We start from the raw sequence: 22,229 nt of genomic DNA on the forward strand, positions 1-22,229 counted from the left end.
AAGGTGGTTCCCGTCGGGGCGTGGGTTCCCCGGTCAGCTCCGGGAGAAGGCGGCGTGGTCGGCCTCCGTCCGGTCGGCGTACCGCACGGCGTAGGCGCCCATCACCTCGTCGAGCTCGGAGTCCTCGGCGAAGTAGCCGGACAGGAGCTTCGGGTGCAGCGACCGCGTGTGGGCGCGGGCGAGCAGCGCCCCGGCCAGCCTGCCGTAGTCGTCGAGGTGGTCCTTCTCCAGCGCCGCCGGGTCGATGTCGCCCTTGAGGTTGCGGAACTGGCGGACGATGAACGGGACGCCGTCGATCGTGGTCCAGCCGAGCAGGATGTCGGTCTCGGCTTGCACGAGCCGGGCGCCGTCGACGATGCGCTGCCCTTCGTGCGCGGCCGGCGGCAGGTCCAGATACGGCGCCAGGGCGGGCTGCTGCGCCTGTTTCACCTGCAGCACCAGGTCTTCGTCGTCGTTGCCGTGCAGCAGGGCGACGTAACTGCGCAGGCCGACACTGCCCGTGCCGACGACGCGGAAGGCGACGTCGGCGAGCCGGTACCGCGCGATCAGCGTGCGCCGCGACTCGCGTAGCGTGTCCACATAGGATGCCAGCCCGGCGGCGACGGCCTCGGCGGTTTCTTCGCCGACGTGCGTCAGCACCGGCGGGTCCGCGACGAACCGGTGGCGGGCCAGGCCGGTCTCGTGGTCGTCGACGCGCTCGGTCCACCTCGCCGCGACTTTCGCGCTGTCGTTCTTGCGGGCCTTCTCGGCCGCGTCGGCGAAGTCGTCGATCAGCTCGTCGGCCCGCGCCTTGGACAGCACCGACGAGTCCGGCAGCGCGTTCCACGACCGCAGGAACGGCAGCTCGGCCAGCGCGCGGACGGTCCGGCGGTAGGACTTCACGGCGTCTTCGGCGGCCTCGCGGCAGCCGGCCTCGCGGATGCCGCCTTCACGGCCGGCGAGCACGAGGCTGGCCGCCAGCCGTTTGAGGTCCCATTCCCACGGGCCCGGCACGGTCTCGTCGAAGTCGTTGATGTCCATCACGATCTTGCCTTCGGGTGTGCCGTAGAGCCCGAAGTTCGCCGCGTGCGCGTCGCCGCAGAGCTGCGCGGTGACCCCGGACGACGGCGTGCCGGCGAGGTCGGCGCCCATCAGCCCGGCCGCGCCGCGGAAGAAGGTGAACGGCGACGCGAGCATCCGCTCCCGCCGCAGTTCGGTCAGCTCCGGCAGCCGTCCGGCGTTGGTGGCCTCGAAGTACTCGTGCGGCGTCGGCCGGTCCGCGGCGGCCGCCTCGTGGTCGTGCGCCGCGGCCGGCGTCTTCTCGCGGAGCCGCTTCCCCTGTTCGTACAGCTCGGCCGGCGTCACGCTCACGGTGCCGACCAGCGGCCGTTCCACCCAGTCCCCTGATCCCATACCGGGCCCAACGTCCGGACGGGACGTTGTGCTCCCGGACGCCGCCGGGGCGGGAGGCTCACCCGGCGGCGTCCGGGTGGTTTCAGGCGCGGATCACCTCGGCGATCGCGTCGATGCCGCGGTCCAGCTCCTCGCGGGTGATCACCAGCGGCGGGGCGACGCGCAGGGTGCGCTCGTGGGTTTCCTTGCACAGCACGCCGCGGTCGGCCAGTGCCTCGGACGCCGCGCGCCCTTCGGGGCCGCCGGGGGCGATGTCGATGCCCGCCCACAGCCCGCGGCCGCGGACCTCCGCCAGCCCGTGCCCGATCAGCGCGTTCAGCCGGGTGTGCAGGTGGGCGCCCAGCTCCGTGGCCCGCCGCTGGAACTCACCCGTGCCGAGCAGGCGCACCACGGCCCGCCCGACCGCGCAGGCCAGGGGGTTGCCGCCGAAGGTCGAGCCGTGTTCGCCCGGCTTCAGCACGCCGAGCACGTCCCGGCGGCCGGCGACCGCGGACACCGGCAGGATCCCGCCGCCGAGGGCCTTGCCGAGGGTGTAGACGTCGGCGCGGACACCTTCGTGGTCCAGCGCCAGCACGGTGCCGGTGCGGGCCAGCCCGGACTGGATCTCGTCGGCGATCAGCAGCACGCCGTGCTCGTCGCAGGCCTGCCGGACCTCGGCGAAGTAGCCCTCCGGCGGCACGATGACCCCGGCCTCGCCCTGCACCGGCTCCAGGAGCACGGCGGCGGTGCGCGGGGTGATGGCGTCGCGCAGCGCGGCGGCGTCGCCGTACTTCACGGTGACGAAGCCCGGGGTGAACGGGCCGAAGTCGGCGCGGGCGGTCTCGTCGGTGGAGAACGACACGATCGTGGTGGTCCGGCCGTGGAAATTTTCAGCCCCGACGATGATCTCCGCGGTGCCGTCCGGGACGCCCTTCACGCGGTGCGCCCACTTGCGGGCGATCTTGACCGCGGACTCGACGGCTTCGGCGCCGGAGTTCATCGGCAGCACCAGCTCGGTGCCGGTCAGCTCGGCCAGCTCGCAGCAGAACAGGCCGAGCTGGTCGTGGTGGAACGCCCGCGAGGTCAGCGTGACGCGGCCGAGCTGTTCGACGGCGGCGGCGATCAGGTCCGGGTGGCGGTGGCCGAAGTTCAGCGCCGAGTACCCGGACAGGAAGTCGAGGTAGTCCCGGCCTTCGACGTCGGTCACCGTGGCGCCCGAGGCTTCGGCGATCACGACGGGCAGCGGGTGGTAGTTGTGCGTGCTCCACCGCTCGTCGAGCTCGATGAAGCTCGCGGCGGTGGGGGCGGCGGTCTCCCGGCCGGCGAACGTCGTCATGTGTTCAGGTTAGAGGCAGAACACGCAGAGTTCAGCCGGGAATCATTGCTTTGACCCGGTGTTCGTTGCGCAATATCCGCATCGCACCCTCGAATCGTTGCAAGCCCTGCTGGAGTTCTTCACCGAGAAGGCTGTCGCCTGAACGGGTAGCTTCGTCGGATGGCGAAGAAGGATGACGGCAGCCCGGTCCGGGACGCGCTGCGCGTCGGCGGTGCGTTGCCGGACCCGGGTTCGGCCCCGGTCGGGCCCGGCAAGAAAGCCAAGGCGCTCGAGCGGCTCGACAGCGCGGGCGAGCGGCTCTCCGCGCTGCAGGAGGCGCTCTACGCCGAGGGCGTCGGGGGTGGCCGGCGCAGCGTCCTGCTGGTGCTGCAGGGCATGGACACCTCCGGCAAGGGCGGCACGGTGTCGCACGTGCTCGGCCTGGTCAACCCGATGGGCGTCCGCTACGCCGGGTTCAAGAAGCCGACCGCGGCCGAACGGCGGCACCACTACCTGTGGCGGATCCGCAAGCAGCTGCCCGCGCCCGGCCAGATCGGTGTCTTCGACCGCTCGCACTACGAGGACATCCTGGTCCCACGCGTCTCGGGGCTGCTCACCAAGGCCGAACGGCGCCGCCGCTACGCCGAGCTCAACGCGTTCGAGGCGGAACTGGCCGAGGCGGGCACCACCGTGGTCAAGGTGTTCCTGCACATCTCGCCGGAAGAGCAGCTGAAGCGGCTCGAGGCCCGGCTGGTCACGCCGGAGAAGCGCTGGAAGTACAACCCGGGCGACCTCGACGCGCGCTCGCACTGGCCGGCCTACCAAGACGCTTACGCCGACATCTTCGAGAAGACGTCGACCCCGCACGCGCCTTGGTACGCGGTGCCGGCCGACCACAAGTGGTACCGCAACTGGGCGGTCGCCGAGCTGCTCATCGAAACCATCGCGGACCTCCGCCCGGCGTTCCCCGAGCCGGACTTCGACGCGGACGCCGAGCTGGCCAAGCTGGCCAAGCTGGCCAAGCTGGCCAAGCTGAAGGGTGTTGGCGTCTCCTCGTGATCGTCTGGAAGAGTGCGGGCGTGACCGAAGCCGACGACCTCCCCTTCCTCCGCAAACAGGCCCGGACCCAGCGCTTCACCCTCGGCGCGCCGAAGGAGTTCCGGGTCGCGCCGGACGGCTCGCGCGTGCTGTTCCTGCGCGCGGAGTCGGGCACCGACCCCCGGCACAGCCTCTGGTCGGCCGACCTGGCGACCGGCACCGAGACCAAGCTCGTCGACGCCGCCGAGCTGCTGCCCGGCGAGGAGGAGCTGCCCGCCGAAGAGCGCGCGCGGCGCGAACGGGCCCGCGAGCCCGGCGGCGGCGTCGTCCACTACGCCGTCGACGCGGGCTTCACCGTCGCGGTGTTCTCGCTGTCGGGCAAGCTCTACACCCTGGATCTCGCTTCGGGCGAGGTGACGCTGCGTGTCGACGGCGCCGTCATCGACCCCCGGCCGAACCCCGTCGGCACCCACGTCGCGTACGTGCAGCACCGGCGCCTGCACGTGCTCGAGCTGGCCACCGGCGACGACCGCGTGCTCGTCGAGGAGGACGGCGAGGACATCGCCTGGGGCCTCGCCGAGTTCATCGCCGCCGAGGAGATGGACCGCACCCGCGGCTACTGGTGGGCCCCGGACGGCCGCGGCATCCTGGCCGAACGCTCCGACCGCGGCCCGGTCCCGCGCTGGACCATCGCCGACCCCGCCCACCCGCAGCACCCGGCGAACGTCGTCGCCTACCCGGCCGCGGGCACCACGAACGCGCTGGTGTCGCTGGCGGTGCTCGGTCTCGACGGCTCCCGCGTGGACGTCGCGCCCGGCGAATGGGAGTACCTGGCGTCGGTGCACTGGTCGGCCGGCGGCGCGCCGCTGCTCGCCGTGCAGCCGCGCGACCAGAAGCGGATGGACGTCCTCGCCCTCGACGTCACCGACGGCACGACGACGGTCGTGCACACCGCCACCGACCAGCACTGGGTCGACATCGTCGGCGGCGTCCCGGCGTGGACGCCCGACGGGCGCCTGGTGACCGAAGGCGTGGTCGACGGCGACCACCGGCTCTTCGTCGGCGGCGAGGCCGTCACCCCGGCCGGGCTGCAGCTGCGGGCGGTCCTCGACGTCGGCGCCGAGATCCTGTTCAGCGCCTCCGAGGACGACCCGACCCAGATCCACGTCTTCCGGACGGAAGGTGCTTCCGTCCGCCGCTTGTCCACTGTGGACGGCGTGCACGTCGGGGCCGGGTCCGCCGCGGTCACCGTGCTTTCGTCGTGGAGCCTGGAGCACAGCGGCCCGCGCGTCTCGGTGCTGCGGGACGGCGCGCCGGTGGCGTCGATCGAGTCGTCCACTGTGGACCCCGACGTCGTGCCGAACCTGACCTGGCTGACGCTGGGCGAGCGCGGTCTGCGCGCGGCGCTGCTGCTGCCGCGCGGGTACGAGCCGAGCGAGGGCAAGCTGCCGGTGCTGCTCGACCCGTACGGCGGCCCGCACGCCCAGCGCGTGCTGCAGAGCCGCAACAGTTTCCTGACCTCGCAGTGGCTGGCCGATCAGGGCTTCGCGGTGCTCGTCGCCGACGGCCGCGGCACCCCCGGCCGCGGCGCGGTCTGGGAGCGCGAGATCGCCGGGCGCCTCGCGGACGTCACCCTGCAGGACCAGGTCGATGCGCTGCAGGCGGCGGCTTCGCAGTTTCCGGAGCTGGACACCGAGCGCGTCGCGATCCGCGGGTGGTCCTACGGCGGGTACCTGTCGGCGCTGGCGGTGCTGCGCCGGCCGGACGTCTTCCACGCGGCGGTCGCGGGCGCGCCGGTCACCGACTGGTCGCTGTACGACACCCACTACACCGAGCGGTATCTGGGCAAGCCACAAGAGCACAGCGCCCGCTACGCGCACAACTCGCTGATCGAGGGCGCGGGCGAGCTGAGCCGCGCGCTGCTGATCGTGCACGGGCTGGCCGACGACAACGTGTTCGTCGCGCACGCGCTGCGGCTGTCGTCGGCGTTGCTGGCGAAGGGCCGCCCGCACGTCTTCCTGCCGCTGGCGGGCGCCACCCACATGACGCCGCAGGCCGAAGAGGTCGCGGAGAACCTGATGCGCACGCAGGTGGACTGGCTGCTGCGCGAGCTTTCCAGCGTCGAAAAGGAGATTTCATGAGCCGCTGGGGCATCACGATTCCGCTGACCGGGGTGCCGCTGACGGCGCACCGCGAGCTGGTCGAGCAGCTGCCGGACCTGGGCTACACCGACGCGTGGACGGCCGAGACGGCGGGCACCGACGCGTTCACGCCGTTGGTGCTGGCTTCGCAGTGGGCACCCCAGCTGCGCCTCGGCACGGCGATCGTGCCGGTGTACACGCGCGGCCCGGGTCTGCTGGCGATGCAGGCGGCGACGGTCGCGGAGCTGGCCCCGGGCCGGTTCGTCCTCGGCATCGGCGCGTCTTCGCCGGTGATCGTCTCCCAGTGGAACGCGGCCGCTTTCGAAGAGCCTTTCGCGCGCTCTCGGGACACGCTGCGCTTCCTGCGTTCGGCGCTGGCGGGAGAGAAGGTCAGCGAGAAGTACGAGACGTTCGCGGTGTCGAAGTTCCGGCTGGAGCGGCCCACGGACCCGCCGCCGTCGGTCATGCTGGCGGCCCTGCGTCCGGGCATGCTGCGGTTGGCGGCGCGCGAAGCCGACGGCGCGATCACGAACTGGCTGGCGGCTTCGGACGTCCCCCGGGTGCGTTCCGTCGTCGGTCCCGACGTCGAGCTGGCGGCCCGGATCTTCGTCTGCCCGACGGAAGACGCGGAGGCGGCGCGCGGCCTGGGCCGGATGCTGATCTCGAGCTACCTGACGGTCCCGGTGTACGCGGCGTTCCACGACTGGCTGGGCCGCGGCGAGGCACTGGCGCCGATGCACGAAGCCTGGAAGGCGGGCGACCGGCAGAAGGCCAACCAGGTGATCCCGGACTCGGTCGTCGACGAGCTGGTGATCCACGGCAGCGTGGAGTCGTGCCGGGAGCAGGTCCAGGCCTATGTGGACAACGGGCTGACGACGCCGATCGTCGCGCTGCTGCCGACGGGCGAGGATCCCTTCGAGCAGGTGCGTGGCCTGGCGCCGCGCTGACCTTTCTCAACTGAAGGTGACGGTGGCCAGCACGAGCCCGGCGGCGCCGGCCGCCAGGCCCGCGGCCACCGTCACCACGACGTTCAGCACCGCGTACAACCGCGTCTTTTCCAGGAAGAGCCGGACTGTCTCGTAGCCGAACGTGGAGAACGTCGTCAGGCCGCCGCAGAAGCCCACCGCCACCAGCGCGCGCACCGACGACGGCTCCGCGCCGTGCAGGAGCCAGCCGCTGAGGAAGCCCAGGATGCCCGAGCCCACGATGTTCACCGTGAGCGTGCCCCACGGGAACGGCGAGTTGCGCCACCGCTGGACCCGCCGGTCGGTCAGGTAGCGCAGGATCGAGCCCGCCGCTCCGCCGAGGGCCACCAGGACCGGCGTCATGCGCGTCCCTTTCGCACGGCTCGGGTCGCCGTCAGCCCGGCCGCGACCGCCGTCAGGCACAGCACCAGCGACGCGGTCACATACGCCAACGATGGCATGAGCCGCCCGGTCGTCGCCGCGTCGAGGGTGTCGGTCACGAACGTGGAGAACGTCGTGAAGCCGCCGAGGATCCCGACGCCGAGGAACGGCCGGAGCAGCGGGTGCGGGCGCGCGGTGGTCGTCAGGATTGCCATCAGGACGCCGATGAGCAGGCAGCCGAGCACGTTGGTGAGCAGCGTCGCGACGGCGAACTCGCCGCGCGCGTGCGGGAGCGCCACCGACAGGCCGTAGCGGGCGAGGCTGCCGAGCGCGCCGCCGGCGCCGATGGTGAGCAGGACGTCCCACCGGGGCACGCCGATCACCTCCTCGCCTCGCGGTGAACCTACTCCCGATGGCCGACGCGTCGCCGCCACCCGGTCGAGCATGCTGGACGGGGCCGGATGACAGGCAGCCGTCGGTCGCCGTACTGTTGCTCAGCGTAGGCAAGGCAACCCTAAGGAGGCGGTACATGCGGGCAGACGGGCTGGCCGGAGGCGAGGGCGGCGCGGACCGGCTCGGCGAGCTGATCCCGGTGGCCCTGCGCGGGATGGCGGCCGGAATCGCCGAGCGCGGCGGCCCGGTCCCGGCCGGCGGCCCGGCAGCGGTGGCCGCGGCCCTGGTGGCGGAGGGCGGCGAGCTGGGGTCCGTGGCCGCGGCGCTGGATGCCGAGCGTGGCGAGCCGGGGCCGGCCGTGGGGCGTGCGGGCCGCGGGCCTGTTGTGGCGCCGGGTTTGGCGGCCGAGGGTGGCGAGCCGGTGGCCGCAGCTGCGCGGACCGGCGGGCGTGCGGTGCGCAGCACCGAATCCGCAGCCGTCCCCACCGCCGGAACCGGTGCCCTGCCCCGCCGCGGCGTCGGTGCCGAAGCCGCGCTGGAAGAGCTCAGCCGGCTGCTTGCCGCGGGCTCCGCCGATCCCGCCGATCCCGCCTGCGCCGCCCACCTGCACTGCCCGCCCCTCGCCGTCTCCGTGGCCGCCGATGTCGTCGCGAGCGCGCTCAACCCCTCCATGGACTCCTGGGACCAGGCTCCCGTCGCCAGCGAACTCGAGCGCGAATTCACCACCGGCATCGCCCGGTTGTGTTACCCCGGCGCGGAAGCCCCGGACGCCGTCGTCACCACCGGCGGTACCGAATCCAACCTCCTCGGCCTGCTCCTGGCCCGCGAACGCAACCCCCGTACCCAGCCCGTCTGCGGCGCCAACGCCCACCACAGCGTCGCCCGCGCCGCCTGGCTGCTCGGCCTGCCCGCACCGATCGTCGTCCCGTGCGAAGGCGATCGGCTGCTCCCCGGCGCCCTCGCCGGCGTCCTCACCGCGGACTCCGTCGTCGTCGCCACCGCCGGGACCACCAACACCGGCACCCTCGACCCGCTGCCCGAAATCGCCGAAATCTGCCGTCGTCACGAAGCCCGGCTGCACGTCGACGCGGCCTACGGCGGCATGGCGCTGTGCAGCGAAACGCTCAAGACCAAACTCAACGGGCTCGAGCTGGCCGACTCCGTCGCGCTCGACCTGCACAAGTTCGGCTGGCAGCCGGTCGCCGCCGGGCTCTTCGCCGCCCGGGAGGCCGCCGACCTCGGCGCGCTCACCGTCCGCGCCGAGTACCTCAACGCCGACGACGACACCGAGGCCGGCCTGCCGGACCTGCTCGGCCGGTCGATCCGGACGTCCCGGCGGCCGGACGCCTTCCGGATGGCCGTCACCGTGCACGCGCTCGGCACCGAGGGGCTCGGCGCGCTCGTCGAACGCTGCTGCACCACCGCGACGGAGGTCGCCCGGCGCGTCGAGGAGCACCCCGGCCTGCGGCTCTGGGGCCCGCCGGAACTGTCCACGGTGGTCCTGAGGCCGGTCGTCGCCGACGAGACGGGCGGCGACGAACTCGTCGCGCGCGTCCGCCGTGCCCTCCTCGAAGCGGGCACCGCCGTCATCGGCCGCGCCGCGCTCCCGACCGGGCCCAGCGGCGAGAACCAGCTGTGGCTCAAGCTGACGCTGCTGCACCCGCACACCACCGCCGACGACTACCGCCCGCTGCTGGACCGGATCGTCGCCACGGCCGGCGCCGAACTGGTGGCCGGCCGGGAAAGCCCGGTCGCTTCGTGAGGCGCCACCACCTGGCGGGCATCGGGATCGGGCCGTTCAACCTCTCGCTCGCGGCCCTGGCCGCCCCCGTCGACGGCCTCGACGCCGTCTTCTTCGACGCCCGCCCGGAGTTCCGCTGGCACCCCGGCCTGCTCGTCGAGGGCGCGACGCTGCAGGTGCCGTTCCTGGCCGACCTGGTGACGCTGGTCGACCCGACCAACCCCTTCTCGTTCCTCAACTACCTGCGCGACCGCGGCCGGCTGCTGCCGTTCTACTTCGCCGAGCGGTTCCACCTCCCGCGCGTCGAATACGACGACTACGGCCGCTGGGCCGCCGCGCGGCTGCCGTCGTGCCGGTTCGGCCACGAGGTCACCGGCGTCCGCTGGAACGACGCCGAGGCGGCGTTCGAGCTGACCGTCGCCGGCACCGAGCCGGTCCTCGCGGACCACGTCGTGCTCGGCGTCGGCTCGGTGCCGTCGGTGCCGGAACCGCTGCGCGACCTCGTCGCCGATCCCGGCGTCCTGGCGGTGCACTCGGCCGGCTACCTGCCGCACCGGGACGCCCTGCTGGCCGCCGAGAGCGTCACCGTGGTCGGGTCCGGGCAGTCCGGGGCCGAGGTCGTCCTCGACCTCCTGCGCGCACGATCCACTGTCGACGGACTGCGCTGGCTCACCAGGACCCCCGCCTTCGCGCCGATGGAGTACTCGAAACTCGGGCTCGAGCAGTTCACCCCGGACTACACCGCGTACTTCCACGGCCTGCCCGAAGCCGTCCGCGACCGGCTGCTGCCCGCGCAGTGGCAGCTCTACAAGGGCATCGACGCCGAAACGATCGGCGCGATCCACGACGAGCTCTACCGCCGCAGCATCACCGGGCCGCCCGGCGCGGTGCTGACCCCCGGCGTGGAAGTCGTCTCGGCGTCCACAGTGGACGGCGAAATCGAGCTCGGCGTGCGGCACGCGCAGCAGGGCCGCAGTGGCACCCTGCGCACCGCCGCCGTCGTCGCGGCCACCGGGTACGCGGAGGCGCCGGCCGGGCCGCTGCTGGCCGGGCTCGGCGACGTCGTCCACCGCGACCGGCGGGGCCGCCTCGAAGTCGGCCCTGACTACCGCGTCGCGCTCGACGTGCCCGGGTCGCTGTTCGTGCAGAACGCCGAACGGCACACCCACGGTCCCGGGGCCCCCGACCTCGGTCTCGGCGCGTGGCGGGCGGCCGTGATCCTCAACGCCGTGTGCGGAAAGACCGTGCACGACCTGCCCGATCGCACCGCTTTCACCACGTTCGGCCTGGAGGACAAGTGACCCTGGACGAGGCGGCCGCCTGGCGCGCGGCCGGCGCCTTGATCACGCACAAGATGCTCGGCGAACTGTCCTACGAGCACATGCTGGAACCGGTCGCGCACGGCGATGCGTACCGGCTGGAGCTGCCCGGCGCCGCCTACGCGTTCCGGGCGCGGCGGGGCGCGTTCGACGCCTGGACGGTCGAACCGGGCAGCGCGCACCGCAACGGCGAACCGGTCACCGACCCGCGCACCCTCGTCGTGGATGCCCGCGCGGTACTGGGCCTGAGCGGTCTGCGGCTGGCCGACGTGCTCGCCGAGCTGACCTCGACGGTCGCCAACGAGGCCGCCCGCCTGCGGCGCGCGCCGACCGCCGCCACACTGTCCACAATGGACTACAACGTCGCGGACGGGCACCTCACCGGCCACCCGCGGCTCGTGCTCAACAAGGGCCGCGTCGGGTTCTCCGCGGCCGATCGCGCCCGGTACGCGCCCGAGGCGGGGGCGGACCTCCGCTTGCGCTGGTTCGCCGTCCACCCCGGCCACGCCGAGTTCCGCTGCGTCGACGAGCTGAGCCGGGACGCGTTGCTGGACGCCGAACTGGGCGGACTGCGCGACGAGTTCGCCGCGAAGGCGCCCGAGGACTACGTCTGGGTGCCCGTCCACCCGTGGCAGGCCGACGAAATCCTCGGCACGCTCTACGCCGCCGAGCTCGCCACCGGCGTCGTGATCGACCTCGGGGAAAGCGCCGACGCCTACCGGCCGCACCAGACGGTCCGGACCCTGGCGAACGTCGGCACGCCCGGCCGGCACGACGTCAAGACCGCCGTGTCCGTGCGGAACACGCTGGTCTACCGCGGGCTCAACGCCGCGGCGACGCTCGCCGGGCCGTCGGTGACGACGTGGCTGCGCCGGATCGGCGCGGCCGACCCGCTGCTGACCGAGAAGTACCGGTTCGGGCTCCTCGGCGAAGTCGCGAGCGTGTCGGTGAAGCACCCGCTGTTCGGGCACCTCGAGGAACTGCCGTACCGGTTCCACGAAACCCTGGGTGCGCTGTGGCGCGAGCCCATCCGGCTCGCGGAAGGGGAGCGCGCGATTTCGTTCGCCGCGCTGCCGTACCGCGGGCCGGACGGCGTCTCGGTGCTGGCCCACCTGATCGGCGGCGGCGATCCGGTGGCGTGGCTGACGCGCCTGTTCGACCTGGTGCTCACGCCGCTGCTGCAGTGGCTGCTGCGCCACGGCGTCGGGTTCTGCCCGCACGGCCAGAACCTGGTCCTGGTCGTCGACGCCGCCGGGGCACCGCAACGCGTGCTGATCAAGGACTTCGCCCAGGGCGTCGACCTGCTCGACGAACAGCTCCCCAGCTACGAGAGCCTGCCGCCCGAGGCGGCCGCGGACATGCTGCGCTGGCCCGCGCACCTGCTCGCGCAGTCGCTGTTCAGCTCGGTGTTCTCCGGCCAGTTCCGGTTCTGGGCCGAGCTCCTGCTCGACGAACTCGGCCTGCCGCGGGCGGCGTTCTGGGCGCCGGTGCGGGAGATCGTCGGCCGGTACCGCGACGAGAACCCGGACCTGGCCGCGCGCTTCGACGCGTGCCGCCTGTTCGCCCCGGAAGTCGAGCGCGTGACGCTCAACCGGGAACACTTCGCCGGGCAGGGCTTCGACAAGGTGGAGCGCGACGACGAGTTCGACGTCCGCTGGGGCCGGGTGCCGAACCCGCTGCACGCCCCGGATCCGGGCGGCGCGTGGTGACGGCGTTCGCGCGGCCGGCCGGGCCGCGGTCACTGGCCGCCCGGCGCGCGGCGGCCGCGGCGGGGGAGGCGGTGCTGCGCGGCGTGCTCGCCGAGGACGGCGCCCGGCTGCTCCTGCTGGTACCGGACCCGCACGCCCGGTTCGCCGCGGTGGAGCTCGCCGCGCCGTTCGCGGCCGAGGTCCTCGCCGACGGCTACGGCGTCTGCAGCTACGTCTTCGCGTGGACACCCGAGCGGGCACCGCTGCCGGCGTCCGGCGTGCTCGGCGGCTACCTCGAAGGCTTCGGCGACCTGCGGATGCGGCCGGACGCGGCGAGTGCGATCCCGCTCGGGGAGCGGACCTGGGCGGTGGTGTGCGACGCCGAATGGCCGTCCGGAGCCACCGCGGAACTGGCGCCGCGCGAGGTGCTGCACGGGCAGCTCGCGGCGTTGGAGGGCTTGGGACTGGTGCCATCGGTGGGGATCGAGCACGAGGTGGTGTTCTCCGACGCCGACGGGCCGCTCACCGCGCACGGTGCCGACTACGCGGTGGGCGGCACCGAACGCCTGACGCCGCTGCTGCACGACGTGCGGACGGCGCTGGACGACGCCGGGCTCGGCGTCGAGTCGGCGCGGGCCGAGTGCCACCCTGGCCAGTACGAGATCGTGCTGCGCCACCGCGACGCCCTCGCCGCGTGCGACGACGTCCTGCTGCAGCAGCTGATCGTGCGCCGGGTCGCCGCGCGCCACGGCGTCACCGCCGATTACCTGGCGGCACCGGAGCCGGGGCAGGGCAATTCCGGGCACGTGCACCTTTCCCTGTCCACTGTGGACGGCTCGGAACCCGATCTGCTGGGCGGCTTCCTGGCCGGTGTCCTCCGGGACGCGCGGGCGCTGACGGCGGTGTGGGCGCCGACGTGGAATTCCTACGTCCGGCTGCGGACCGCGCCGTTCTCCCCGCGCGAGGTTCGCTGGGGCCACGACGACCGGACCGCGTCGGTGCGGGTGGCCGGGACCGGCGGGAACCGGCGGCTGGAGTTCCGGTTCGCCGGCGCCGACGCCCAGCCCCACCTGGTCGTCGCGGCGCTGCTCGCCGCCGGGCGGTTCGGGCTGGAGGAAGGCCTGGCGCCGCCCGAGCCGGGGACCGCGGCCGGTGCGCTGGCGGGTTCGCCGTGGGAAGCGCTGTCGCTGCTGGACCGGGTGGGGCAGTTGCTGGGCGCGGATGTGGCGGCGCAGCTGACGGCGCTGCTCACCGAGGAGATCGAGTCCGGGCTGGACACGGTCACCGACTGGCAGCGCCGCCGCGGCGCCCTCCGCTCCTGACCACCCCCGCCGACTTTCAAGCCGGGCGGATGTTCTGGTTGACGTGGAACAGGTTGTCCGGGTCGTACCGCCGCTTCACCGTGGCCAGCCGGTCGTAGTTCGCGCCGTACGACGCCTTCACCCGGTCCTGCCCCTCCTCCATCATGAAGTTGACGTACGCCCCGCCCGCCGAAGTCGGGTGCAGCTCTTCCCAGTAGTCCCGCGTCCACTGGGCGATCGCGTCGGCGTTGGCCGGTGCCGGGTCGACTCCCACGATCACGCCCGACCAGCCGCCGGACCGGTGCGGGAACGCCGTCGCGTCCGGAGCGACCCGGCTCGCCGCGCCGTCGATCGGGTACAGGTGCATCGACGAGTGCATGCTCGGCAGGCCCTCGCCGTGCTTGAGGTGGATGTCGATCGCGGCGTCGGAGATCTCGTGGAAGACGTCCGCGCGCCAGTACCACTGCAGCCCGGCCGGGTACAGCCCGTCGAACGCGCCCTGCAGGGCCGTGTACGGCATCTCCTGCAGGCCGACCAGCAACGGCGTACCGAAGTCGCGAACCGGGGCCAGCACCTCGTCGGCCTTGTCGTGCGGACCCGTGTAGCACCAGATGATGCCGCACGCCTTGCGGCCCCACAGCTCTTCCGGGAACGGCGGCGCGGGCGGCACGGTCAGCAGACCGAACCAGCCGCTCAGCTCTTCGGGCAGCGACGGCAGCAGCTCGCGGTACCAGCGCAGCACGGCGGGCGTGTCGGCCAGGTCGTACAGCACCGGCCCGCCGACGATCACGCCGTGCTCGCCGATGTCGTGGCAGCGGAAGGTGAACGAGGTGACGACGCCGAAGTTGCCGCCGCCCCCGCGCAGGGCCCAGAACAGATCGGAGTGCGAAGACTCCGAAGCGTGCACGAACGAGCCGTCCGCGAGCACGACGTCCGCGCCGAGCAGGTTGTCGATCGTCAGGCCGAAGCGCCGGGCGAGGTAGCCGATGCCGCCGCCGAGGGTGAGCCCCGCGACGCCGGTGGACGCGACGATGCCCGACGGCGTCGCCATCCCGAACGCGACCGTGGCGTGGTCGACGTCGCCCCAGGTGCAGCCGGCGTCGGCGCGCACGGTGTGCTGCACCGGGTCGACGGTGGTGCTGCGCAGCAGCGACAGGTCGATCACCAGCGCGCCGTCGGCGACGCCGAGGCCGCCCGCGTTGTGACCGCCGCCGCGCACGGCGAGGTCCAGGCCCTGGGCGCGGCCGTAGCGGACGCAGGTGACGACGTCGGCGGCGTCGCGGCAGTAGGCGATCGCCGCCGGCCGCTTGTCGATCATGGCGTTGTAGACGGCGCGGGCCTCGTCGTAGCCCGGGCCGGCCGGCGTGATCAGGTCGCCGCGCAGCGCGGCGGCCAGTTCCTCGTGCGGCAAGGCGGTGGTGGTCATGGTGCCCCTCTCGGATTTCCGGTACCCGAGGGAACGTAGGCAGCCGGCGTTCGCGCAGCGTTCGGCCCGTTCGTGCCGGTCAGGACGGGGACCGGCCGGCCAGGTCGGCTTCGGCCCGCCGCAGCAGGGCGACGCTGCCCTGGGCGCGGGCCAGCTCCGCGGCGGCCCGCAGGCGGGGGACCGGGTCGGCGTCGTACGCCGCCCGCAGCCGCAGCACCTCCGGCAGCCACCAGCGGTCGTCGCGGGCCTGTCCGGCGGCGAGCGCGGCGTCCAGCGTCGCGCGGGCCGCGTCCGGAGCCGACAGTTCGGCGACCAGTGCCAGCCAGTACGGCATCCGGGCGAACGCCCCCTCGGCCTTGAGGTTCGCGAGGCCCCGCTGCGCCGCGGCCAGCCCGGCCGCGCCGCCGAGGGACCAGCCACCCAGCACCAGCGCCCACTCCCGGTAGTAGGCGAAGCCGTACCGGTCGCACAGCGCCCGCAGTTCGGCGGCGACCGCCCCCAGCGCCCGGCGGTCGCGGCGCATCTGGTGGGTGATCCCCGCGTACGCCAGCGCGATGGCCAGGCTGTAGGGCTGGTCGATCCGGCGGGCGAGGGCGATCGCTTCGGCGCCGCACGCCACGGCCGCGTCGTCGTGGCCGAGCAGCCAGTGGGCGTGCGCCGCCCAGGCCGGTCCGTGCACGTCCGGCCGGGTGCCGATCGGCCACGACGACGCGCCGCGCGTGCGTTCGGCGCCCAGGTCGAAGTGCCGCAGCGCCTCGGCCGGGTCGTGCCCGAGGCTCAGCGACGAACCCGCGACGATGAAGTGCGCCGAGCCGCTCTGCTCGGCGCTGGTTCCGGGGACGATCAGCGCGAGGGCGCGTTCGGCCGCTTCGTACGCGTCCGCCGTGCGGCCCTGGACGAACCGCGACGACCACAGCTCCAGCAACGCGGTGAGCGCGGCTTCCCCGTCGCCCAGCGACTCCGCGAGCGCCAGCGAACGTTCCAGGGTGCGCTGCAGTTCGGGGGAGGAGTAGCCCTGGTGGGCGTTGAGCGGCCCGGCGAGCGCTTCGAGGACGGCCAGTTCGTCCCGGTCGCGGTGGCCGCTCGCCGGCCGGGCGCGGACGAGGACCAGTGCCTCCCGCAGCAGCCGGATCGCTTCGGCGTGGGCGAAGGTGCCCGCGGCGACGGCGGCGGCCCGCCGGTAGTGCGCGACGGCGCGGTCCGGCCGGCCGCCGCGGGCGTACTGCACGGCCAGCTGCGCCGCCACGGCGTCGGTGTCCTCGGCGTGCAGCAGCTCCAGGCCCTGGGCCAGCCGCCGGTGCAGCAGCCACCGCCGCGGCGGGCTGACCTGCTGGTAGGCGGCCTCGCGCAGCAGGTCGTGGGTGAAGTCGTAGGCGCCGCCGAACTCCCGCACGATCCGGCGCCGCCACAGCTCGTCGACGGCGTCGACGACGGTGTCGGCGTCCAGATCGCTCGCCTCGGTGAGCAGGTCGAGGGTGAAGTCCCGGCCGGCCGCGGCGGCGAGCCCGGCGATCTCGCGGGCCGCCGGCCCCGGCTGCTCGAGCCGCGTCCGCAGGACGGCGGCCAGCCCCTCGGCGGGTGGGGAATCGTGCGCCCGCAAGGCTTCGACGACGTACAGCGGGTATCCGCCGGTGGCCGCGTACAGCAGTTCGCGGTCCGAAGCGGACAGTGCACGCCCGGCGACCGCTTCGCCGAGGCGGGCCGTGCCGACGGCGTCGAACGGGCGCAGCGGCAGTTCGGTCAGCCTGCCGTCGTCGCGCAGCTGGGCCGTCCAGGCCGTGACGCCGCGGTCCTGGTCGCCCTCGCGCAGTGTCCCGGCGACCAGCAGCGGCGCGTCCGGAAGCAGGCCGAGGCAGAAGGTGAGGAATGCGCCCGTCTCCTCGTCGCACCACTGCGCGTTGTCGAGGACCAGCAGGACGGGCCGCCCGCCGGCGGTGAGCGCGCGGGCCAGCCCTTCGAAGAACCGCAGGCGCTGCCACGCGCCCGCGTCCCGCAGGGGCCCGCCCACGGCCGTCCGCGTGGCCGGCAGCAACCGGTCGACCTCGGCGCGCCACACCGGGTCCAGCGCCGCCGCCGCCCGCTGCACGGCCGGGGTGCGCAGCCAGTCGGCCACCGGCGCCAGCGCGAGCCGCCCCGGCGTGCCGAAGCACCGGCCGGCGGCCACGACCGCGCCCTCGGCGCGCGCCAGCCCGGCCAGCTCGGCCACGAGCCGGGTCTTGCCGACCCCGGCGTCGCCGCGCACGAGGACGAACCCGGCCCGGCCCGCCGCGGCCGCCCGCCACGTCTCGCCGAGGCGGGCCAGCTCCGCGGCGCGGCCGACGAGCCCGGGCGCGGCCGCCCGCCGGGGCTCGTGGTCGGGCCGGGCGAGCAGCCGGCGCAGCGCCGCGCGCGTCGGCTCGGCCGGGACGACGCCGAGCTCGCGCTCCAGGATCGACGCGCACCGGTGGTAGGTGCTCACCGCGCCCGCCCGGTCCCCGGCCTCGGCCTGCAGTCCCATCAGCGTCCGGTAGCCCGTCTCTTCGAGGGGGCGCAGCGCAATCCGGCGGCGGGCCGCGGCGAGCGCGGCTGCGGGGTCGGCCGAAGACGTCCGGCAGATCAGGTCGCACAGTTCGACGCACTGGCGGTCGAGCTCGGCGCGGGCCGCCAGCACCCAGTCGTCGGCCAGCGCGGGCAGCAGCTCGCCGCGGTAGGTCGCGAGCGCGGCCCCGGCGTGGGCGACGGCTTCGCCGGGGTCCGCGGCGGCCAGCGCGGCCATGCGGGCGACGTCGAACTCCCGCACGTCCACCCGGCTCGACGACGTGTCCCGCCAGCACAGGTCCTGCCCGGTGACGGTCAGCGAGGGCGGATCGCCGAGCACGCGGCGCAGCTGGTGCAGTTCGCGGCGCAGGTTGGTCAGGGCCTGCGCGTCCGTGGAGTCCGGCCAGAACAGCCCGGCGAGCAGGCGCCGCGGCTGCGCCCGGCCGGCGTGCACGACGAGGTGGGCGACGAGCGCGACCGACCGCGGCGACCGCGTCAGCACGGCGCCGGACTCGTCGTCGGCGATCACCTGCTCGCCCAGCAGCGAGACGCGCAGCATCAGGTCACGCTAGTCCCGGGCGGGGTTCGCGCGCGGATCTTTCACCGGCGGGGGTTGCGCCGGGACCGCCGGGTGCGCAGGCTCGACGTCGTGAGCGAGCACGAGTACGACCTCATCGTCATCGGTTCGGGCCCCGGCGGCCAGAAGGCCGCGATCGCCGCGGCGAAGCTCGGCAAGCGGGTGGCGGTCGTCGACCGGCACGACATGGTCGGCGGGGTGTGCGTCAACACCGGCACGATCCCGTCCAAGACGCTGCGCGAAGCCGTGCTCTACCTGACCGGCATGAACCAGCGCGAGCTGTACGGCGCGAGCTACCGGGTCAAACAGGACATCACCATCGCCGACCTGCTGGCGCGCACCCACCACGTCGTCGGGCGCGAGGTCCAGGTCGTGCGCGCGCAGCTGATGCGCAACCACATCGACCTGGTCGACGGCACCGCCTCCTTCGCCGACCCGCACACCCTCTTCGTCGACGGCCGCCACCGCGGCGACCGGCGGACGCTGTCGGCCGACCACATCGTGATCGCCACCGGGACCCGCCCCGCGCGGCCGGCGCACGTCGACTTCGACGCCGCCCGCGTGCTCGACTCCGACGAGATCCTGCGGCTCGAGCAGATCCCGTCGTCGCTGGTCGTGGTGGGCGCCGGGGTGATCGGGATCGAGTACGCGTCGATGTTCGCCGCGCTCGGCTCGCGGGTCACCGTGGTCGAGCAGCGCGACCACATGCTCGACTTCTGCGACCCGGAGATCGTCGAGTCGCTCAAGTTCCAGCTGCGCGACCTCGGCGTCACGTTCCGCTTCGGCGAGAAGGTCGCGGACGTGGCGGTGTCCGACCACGCGACCATCACGACGCTGGTCAGCGGCAAGCGCATCCCGGCCGACGGCGTGATGTACTCCGCCGGCCGCCAGGGCGTGACCGGCGAGCTCGCGCTGGAGGCGGCGGGCCTGGCCGCGGACGAGCGGGGCCGGCTCGTGGTCGACGAGAACTACCGCACCCAGGTGCCGCACATCTACGCGGTCGGCGACGTGATCGGCTTCCCGGCGCTGGCGGCGACGTCGATGGACCAGGGCAGGCTCGCGGCGTACCACGCGTTCGGCGAGCCGGCGCGCGAGCTCGGCGCGCTGCAGCCGATCGGCATCTACACGATCCCCGAGATCTCCTACGTCGGCGCGACCGAGGCCCAGCTGACGTCGTCGTCGGTGCCGTACGAGGTCGGCATCGCCCGCTACCGGGAGCTGGCGCGCGGCCAGATCACCGGCGACAGCTACGGCATGCTCAAACTCCTGGTGTCCACAGCGGACCGCAAGCTGCTGGGCGTGCACGTGTTCGGCACCGGCGCGACCGACCTCGTCCACATCGGACAGGCGGTGATGGGCTGCGGCGGCACGGTCGACTACCTCGTCGACGCGGTGTTCAACTACCCGACCCTTTCGGAGGCGTACAAGGTGGCGGCGCTGGACGCGACCAACAAGATCCGGGCCCTGGAACGCTTCTCGTCCTGACCTGCCCCAGCAGTCACACCAGCACCACCCGATGCGCCTGCCCCGAACCGGTTTGACACTCGTCTAGAACATATGTTCGACTGACGCCGTGCGATGGGATCGGCAGCGGACAGGGGAGGGTGAACCGGCACTGCCCGGGCTCGAGGGCCTGGTGCGATCGGTGCGGTCACCGGAATTCGACGGCGTCACCTTTCACGAGGTGCACGCGCGGTCGGTGCTGAACAAGGTGCCGGCCGGCTCCGGCGTGCCCTTCAACTGGACCGTCAACCCCTACCGCGGCTGCTCCCACGCCTGCACGTACTGCCTCGAAGGCGGCACCCGGATCCTGATGGCGGACGGCCGGACGAAGGCGCTGTCGGACCTGGAGGTCGGCGACGACATCTACGGCACGCGCGGCCACGGCGCGTCCCGGCGGCTGGTCCCCACCAAGGTGCTCGCCCACTGGACGACCCTGCGCGCGGCCTACCGGGTGACGCTCGAAGACGGCACCCGGCTCGTCGCCGGCGGCGACCACCGGTTCCTCACGGCGAAGGGCTGGAAGCACGTCACCGGCAGCAAGTTCGGGGCCGCGCAGCGGCCGCACCTGGAGCCCGGCACCGAGCTGATCGGCGTCGGCCGGTTCGAGCCGACGCCGGACGAGACGCTCGGCTACCGGGCCGGCTACCTGTGCGGGATGCTGCGCTCCGGCGGGTTCGCCGCCGAGCCGGACGCCGCCACGCGCGCGCTGCGCTACCTCCCGGACTTCGGGGCCTCGGTCGGGTTCCTCAAGGTGCCGCCGGACCCGGACGCGCACTGGCAGCGCGGGTTCCTCGCCGGCGTCTTCGACCTCGCGGGCGGTTACGGCCGCGGCGTCCTCGCGGTGGCGCACGACGAGCCCGAGATCGCCGACGCCTTCACCGCCGCGCTGGCCCGCTTCGGCTTCGCCCACCAGCTCGACGAGGTGCCGAAGTTCCCGACGCGCCAGGAGATCCGGCTGCTCGGCGGCGTCGGCGAGGTGCTGCGCTTCCTGCACGTGAGCAACCCCGCCGTGACGTGGAAGCGGTCGCTCGAAGGCGCGGTGATCGGCGCGAGCCGGCGGCGCGTGGAGGCGATCGAGCCGCTGGGCCTGCAGCTGCCGCTGTTCGACATCACCACCGGCACCGGCGACTTCGTGGCCGACGGCATGGTGTCGCACAACTGTTTGTGACGCGGGGGGCTCACACCTGGGTACCTCTGGTACACCGGCACCGGCACCGGAATCCTGAGCCTCGCCCGGATCGAGGACCCGGGCTCGGAGATCACGACTACGGCTACAACGCCCGAGGCCTGCTCGCCGGCACCCGCAGCAGCCTGGCCAACGACTGGATCGCCGCCGACCCGGCCAACCGCAAGGCCAATGAGGGGCGACCTGACCACCACGGTCAGCTACGACACGTCCGCGAAGCCGAAGGCTGCCGGAGTCGGCTTCTCCGTCCCCGCAATCGGCCAGCCGAGGCCAGGCCGGACCTACCGGTACGACCCGGCGGACGACTACGCCGACCGCCCGACCGACCTACGGTCCCGCTCCGGCATCGTGCTTCACCAGCCAGAACCCGACCGCAGCGTGCGCCAGCGCGGTTGCACATACCCACACTGGATACGACGAAGGCATAACGGCCTCTCCGCTGCCTACTACGACAACCTCACATTGACGGGCGCTCCCAGGCCTACACCACGGGCATCGGCACCGCCGGCGGCACGCTCGAGAGTGCGTGGGAGTACAGCAACGACGTCACCCCCCGGCCTCGCCTACAGTCCGGTTCTCGTCCGGTTTCTGTCCGTCGATCCCGTCGAAGGCGGGAACGTTGACGACTGTATCTACCCTCAGGATCCGATCCACCAGACGGATCTCAACGGCGCTTGCTTCTGGGACGCTTGCATCGCGGAAGGAATCGGCGTCTTCGAGCTGGGAGCGGCGATAGGCGCAGGCGCCGGGGCATTGTGGATAGCGATGCACCCACCGCACATCAGCATCCCGAAGCACCACTTTGGAGGTGGGGCGGAAACAGCCCGGCCGCGCGGGCGGGCAGGTTTGCGGATGAAGCAGCAGCCCGCCCACCCAGAGCCGCCATCCGTCCCGGCGTTGGATCACCGCCACCAGGGCGGCCAGCCCCACAGCGAGCACCAGGGCCGCCGCGGTCGGACGGACCAGTCCGGCCATGATCCAGTTCCGTTCGAGTACCCCGACCAACGCCCATGCGGCGAGCGCGCGGAACAGCGCCTCCGAGTACGGCATGATCAGGGGAGCCGCCGCGAACAGCGCAACCAGGATCAGCCCGATTCGGTAGGTGCCGCCGGGGATCTCGCCCGATCCGCGTCAACGCGTACGCACAGAACACGCCGGCCACGATGGTGATCGTGAACGCGGCGACCAGGCGCGCGTTCTCCGAGCCGCCGAACGCCTCGTCCAGGTAGTTGATCAGCTTCGGGTAGCCGGGGAAGAACGCCAGCGGGGTCTCTGCGCTGCGCTGGTTGTACGCGTCCACCAGACGCCCGGGCACGTTGTCGTAACCGCCTGCCGCGATACCGAGGTACCAGTCGGCGTCCCACGAG

General features: G+C 73.4%; 16 protein-coding genes. 9 read left to right on the forward strand and 7 right to left on the reverse strand.

What is annotated here, in order from left to right:
- Nucleotides 1–33: 33 nt before the first annotated feature.
- Together AB0M80_RS22445 and rocD are read right to left on the reverse strand one after the other, a co-directional pair.
- The gene (locus AB0M80_RS22445) at nt 34–1,392 is read right to left on the reverse strand and encodes a DUF2252 domain-containing protein (RefSeq protein WP_364567950.1); all 1,359 of its coding nucleotides are present in this window, start codon (nt 1,390–1,392) and stop codon (nt 34–36) included.
- Nucleotides 1,393–1,474: 82 nt separating this feature from the next.
- A complete protein-coding gene (gene rocD / locus AB0M80_RS22450) occupies nt 1,475–2,707 on the reverse strand; it encodes an ornithine--oxo-acid transaminase (RefSeq protein WP_364567953.1) in 1,233 nt (410 codons plus the stop codon).
- 159 nt (nt 2,708–2,866) lie between these two features.
- Between rocD and AB0M80_RS22455 the strand changes: the two genes are divergently transcribed.
- The 3 genes from AB0M80_RS22455 to AB0M80_RS22465 are packed head-to-tail and all read left to right on the forward strand — an operon-like array spanning nt 2,867 to nt 6,812.
- Entirely contained in the window at nt 2,867–3,745 is an 879-nt protein-coding gene (locus AB0M80_RS22455; protein WP_364567955.1) for a PPK2 family polyphosphate kinase, read from the forward strand.
- A gap of 20 nt (nt 3,746–3,765) precedes the next feature.
- Nucleotides 3,766–5,865, forward strand: coding sequence for a prolyl oligopeptidase family serine peptidase (locus tag AB0M80_RS22460; protein ID WP_364567957.1), 2,100 nt, complete (start codon nt 3,766–3,768; stop codon nt 5,863–5,865).
- Nucleotides 5,862–6,812, forward strand: a complete 951-nt coding sequence (locus AB0M80_RS22465) for an LLM class F420-dependent oxidoreductase (protein ID WP_364567960.1) — start codon at nt 5,862–5,864, stop codon at nt 6,810–6,812. The genes AB0M80_RS22460 and AB0M80_RS22465 overlap by 4 nt, the downstream gene beginning before the upstream one ends.
- A 6-nt stretch (nt 6,813–6,818) precedes the next feature.
- On the opposite strand, the gene crcB is transcribed toward AB0M80_RS22465, so the two are convergent.
- Both crcB and AB0M80_RS22475 read right to left on the reverse strand, forming a co-directional pair.
- The gene (gene crcB, locus AB0M80_RS22470; protein ID WP_364567962.1) at nt 6,819–7,193 is read right to left on the reverse strand and encodes a fluoride efflux transporter CrcB; all 375 of its coding nucleotides are present in this window, start codon (nt 7,191–7,193) and stop codon (nt 6,819–6,821) included.
- The gene (locus AB0M80_RS22475; protein WP_364567965.1) at nt 7,190–7,594 is read right to left on the reverse strand and encodes a CrcB family protein; all 405 of its coding nucleotides are present in this window, start codon (nt 7,592–7,594) and stop codon (nt 7,190–7,192) included. Before AB0M80_RS22475 ends, crcB begins: the two co-directional genes overlap by 4 nt.
- Before the next feature lie 146 nt (nt 7,595–7,740).
- Between AB0M80_RS22475 and AB0M80_RS22480 the strand changes: the two genes are divergently transcribed.
- Genes AB0M80_RS22480 through AB0M80_RS22495 form a run of 4 tightly spaced genes read left to right on the forward strand, consistent with a single transcriptional unit; the run spans nt 7,741 to nt 13,674 of the window.
- Nucleotides 7,741–9,366, forward strand: a complete 1,626-nt coding sequence (locus tag AB0M80_RS22480; protein WP_364567968.1) for an aminotransferase class I/II-fold pyridoxal phosphate-dependent enzyme — start codon at nt 7,741–7,743, stop codon at nt 9,364–9,366.
- Nucleotides 9,363–10,646 carry a SidA/IucD/PvdA family monooxygenase gene (locus tag AB0M80_RS22485; protein WP_364567971.1) on the forward strand — a complete coding sequence of 428 codons (1,284 nt, stop codon included), beginning with the start codon at nt 9,363–9,365 and terminating at the stop codon, nt 10,644–10,646. The genes AB0M80_RS22480 and AB0M80_RS22485 overlap by 4 nt, the downstream gene beginning before the upstream one ends.
- On the forward strand, nt 10,643–12,373 hold the full coding sequence (locus tag AB0M80_RS22490) for an IucA/IucC family protein (RefSeq protein ID WP_364567974.1): 1,731 nt from the start codon (nt 10,643–10,645) through the stop codon (nt 12,371–12,373). The genes AB0M80_RS22485 and AB0M80_RS22490 overlap by 4 nt, the downstream gene beginning before the upstream one ends.
- Nucleotides 12,370–13,674, forward strand: coding sequence for a glutamine synthetase (locus AB0M80_RS22495; protein ID WP_364567977.1), 1,305 nt, complete (start codon nt 12,370–12,372; stop codon nt 13,672–13,674). The genes AB0M80_RS22490 and AB0M80_RS22495 overlap by 4 nt, the downstream gene beginning before the upstream one ends.
- Before the next feature lie 16 nt (nt 13,675–13,690).
- Here AB0M80_RS22495 and AB0M80_RS22500 read toward each other — a convergent pair whose 3' ends face one another.
- Nucleotides 13,691–15,079: an FAD-binding oxidoreductase gene (locus tag AB0M80_RS22500; RefSeq protein ID WP_364567980.1), complete on the reverse strand. Its 1,389-nt coding sequence runs from the start codon at nt 15,077–15,079 to the stop codon at nt 13,691–13,693.
- Between the two features lie 79 nt (nt 15,080–15,158).
- Nucleotides 15,159–18,155 (reverse strand): AAA family ATPase, encoded by a 2,997-nt coding sequence (locus AB0M80_RS22505; RefSeq protein ID WP_364567983.1) that lies wholly within the window; start codon nt 18,153–18,155, stop codon nt 15,159–15,161.
- Nucleotides 18,156–18,245: 90 nt separating this feature from the next.
- On the opposite strand from AB0M80_RS22505, the gene sthA reads away from it, so the two are divergent.
- Nucleotides 18,246–19,658, forward strand: coding sequence for a Si-specific NAD(P)(+) transhydrogenase (gene sthA / locus AB0M80_RS22510; protein ID WP_364567986.1), 1,413 nt, complete (start codon nt 18,246–18,248; stop codon nt 19,656–19,658).
- A 160-nt stretch (nt 19,659–19,818) separates the two neighbouring features.
- A complete protein-coding gene (locus AB0M80_RS22515; RefSeq protein ID WP_364567988.1) occupies nt 19,819–20,844 on the forward strand; it encodes a hypothetical protein in 1,026 nt (341 codons plus the stop codon).
- A gap of 564 nt (nt 20,845–21,408) precedes the next feature.
- Here AB0M80_RS22515 and AB0M80_RS22520 read toward each other — a convergent pair.
- Nucleotides 21,409–21,912, reverse strand: coding sequence for a hypothetical protein (locus AB0M80_RS22520; protein ID WP_364567991.1), 504 nt, complete (start codon nt 21,910–21,912; stop codon nt 21,409–21,411).
- Nucleotides 21,913–22,229 lie beyond the last annotated feature (317 nt).

This window comes from Amycolatopsis sp. NPDC051045, assembly GCF_040682955.1.
GTDB lineage: Bacteria > Actinomycetota > Actinomycetes > Mycobacteriales > Pseudonocardiaceae > Amycolatopsis.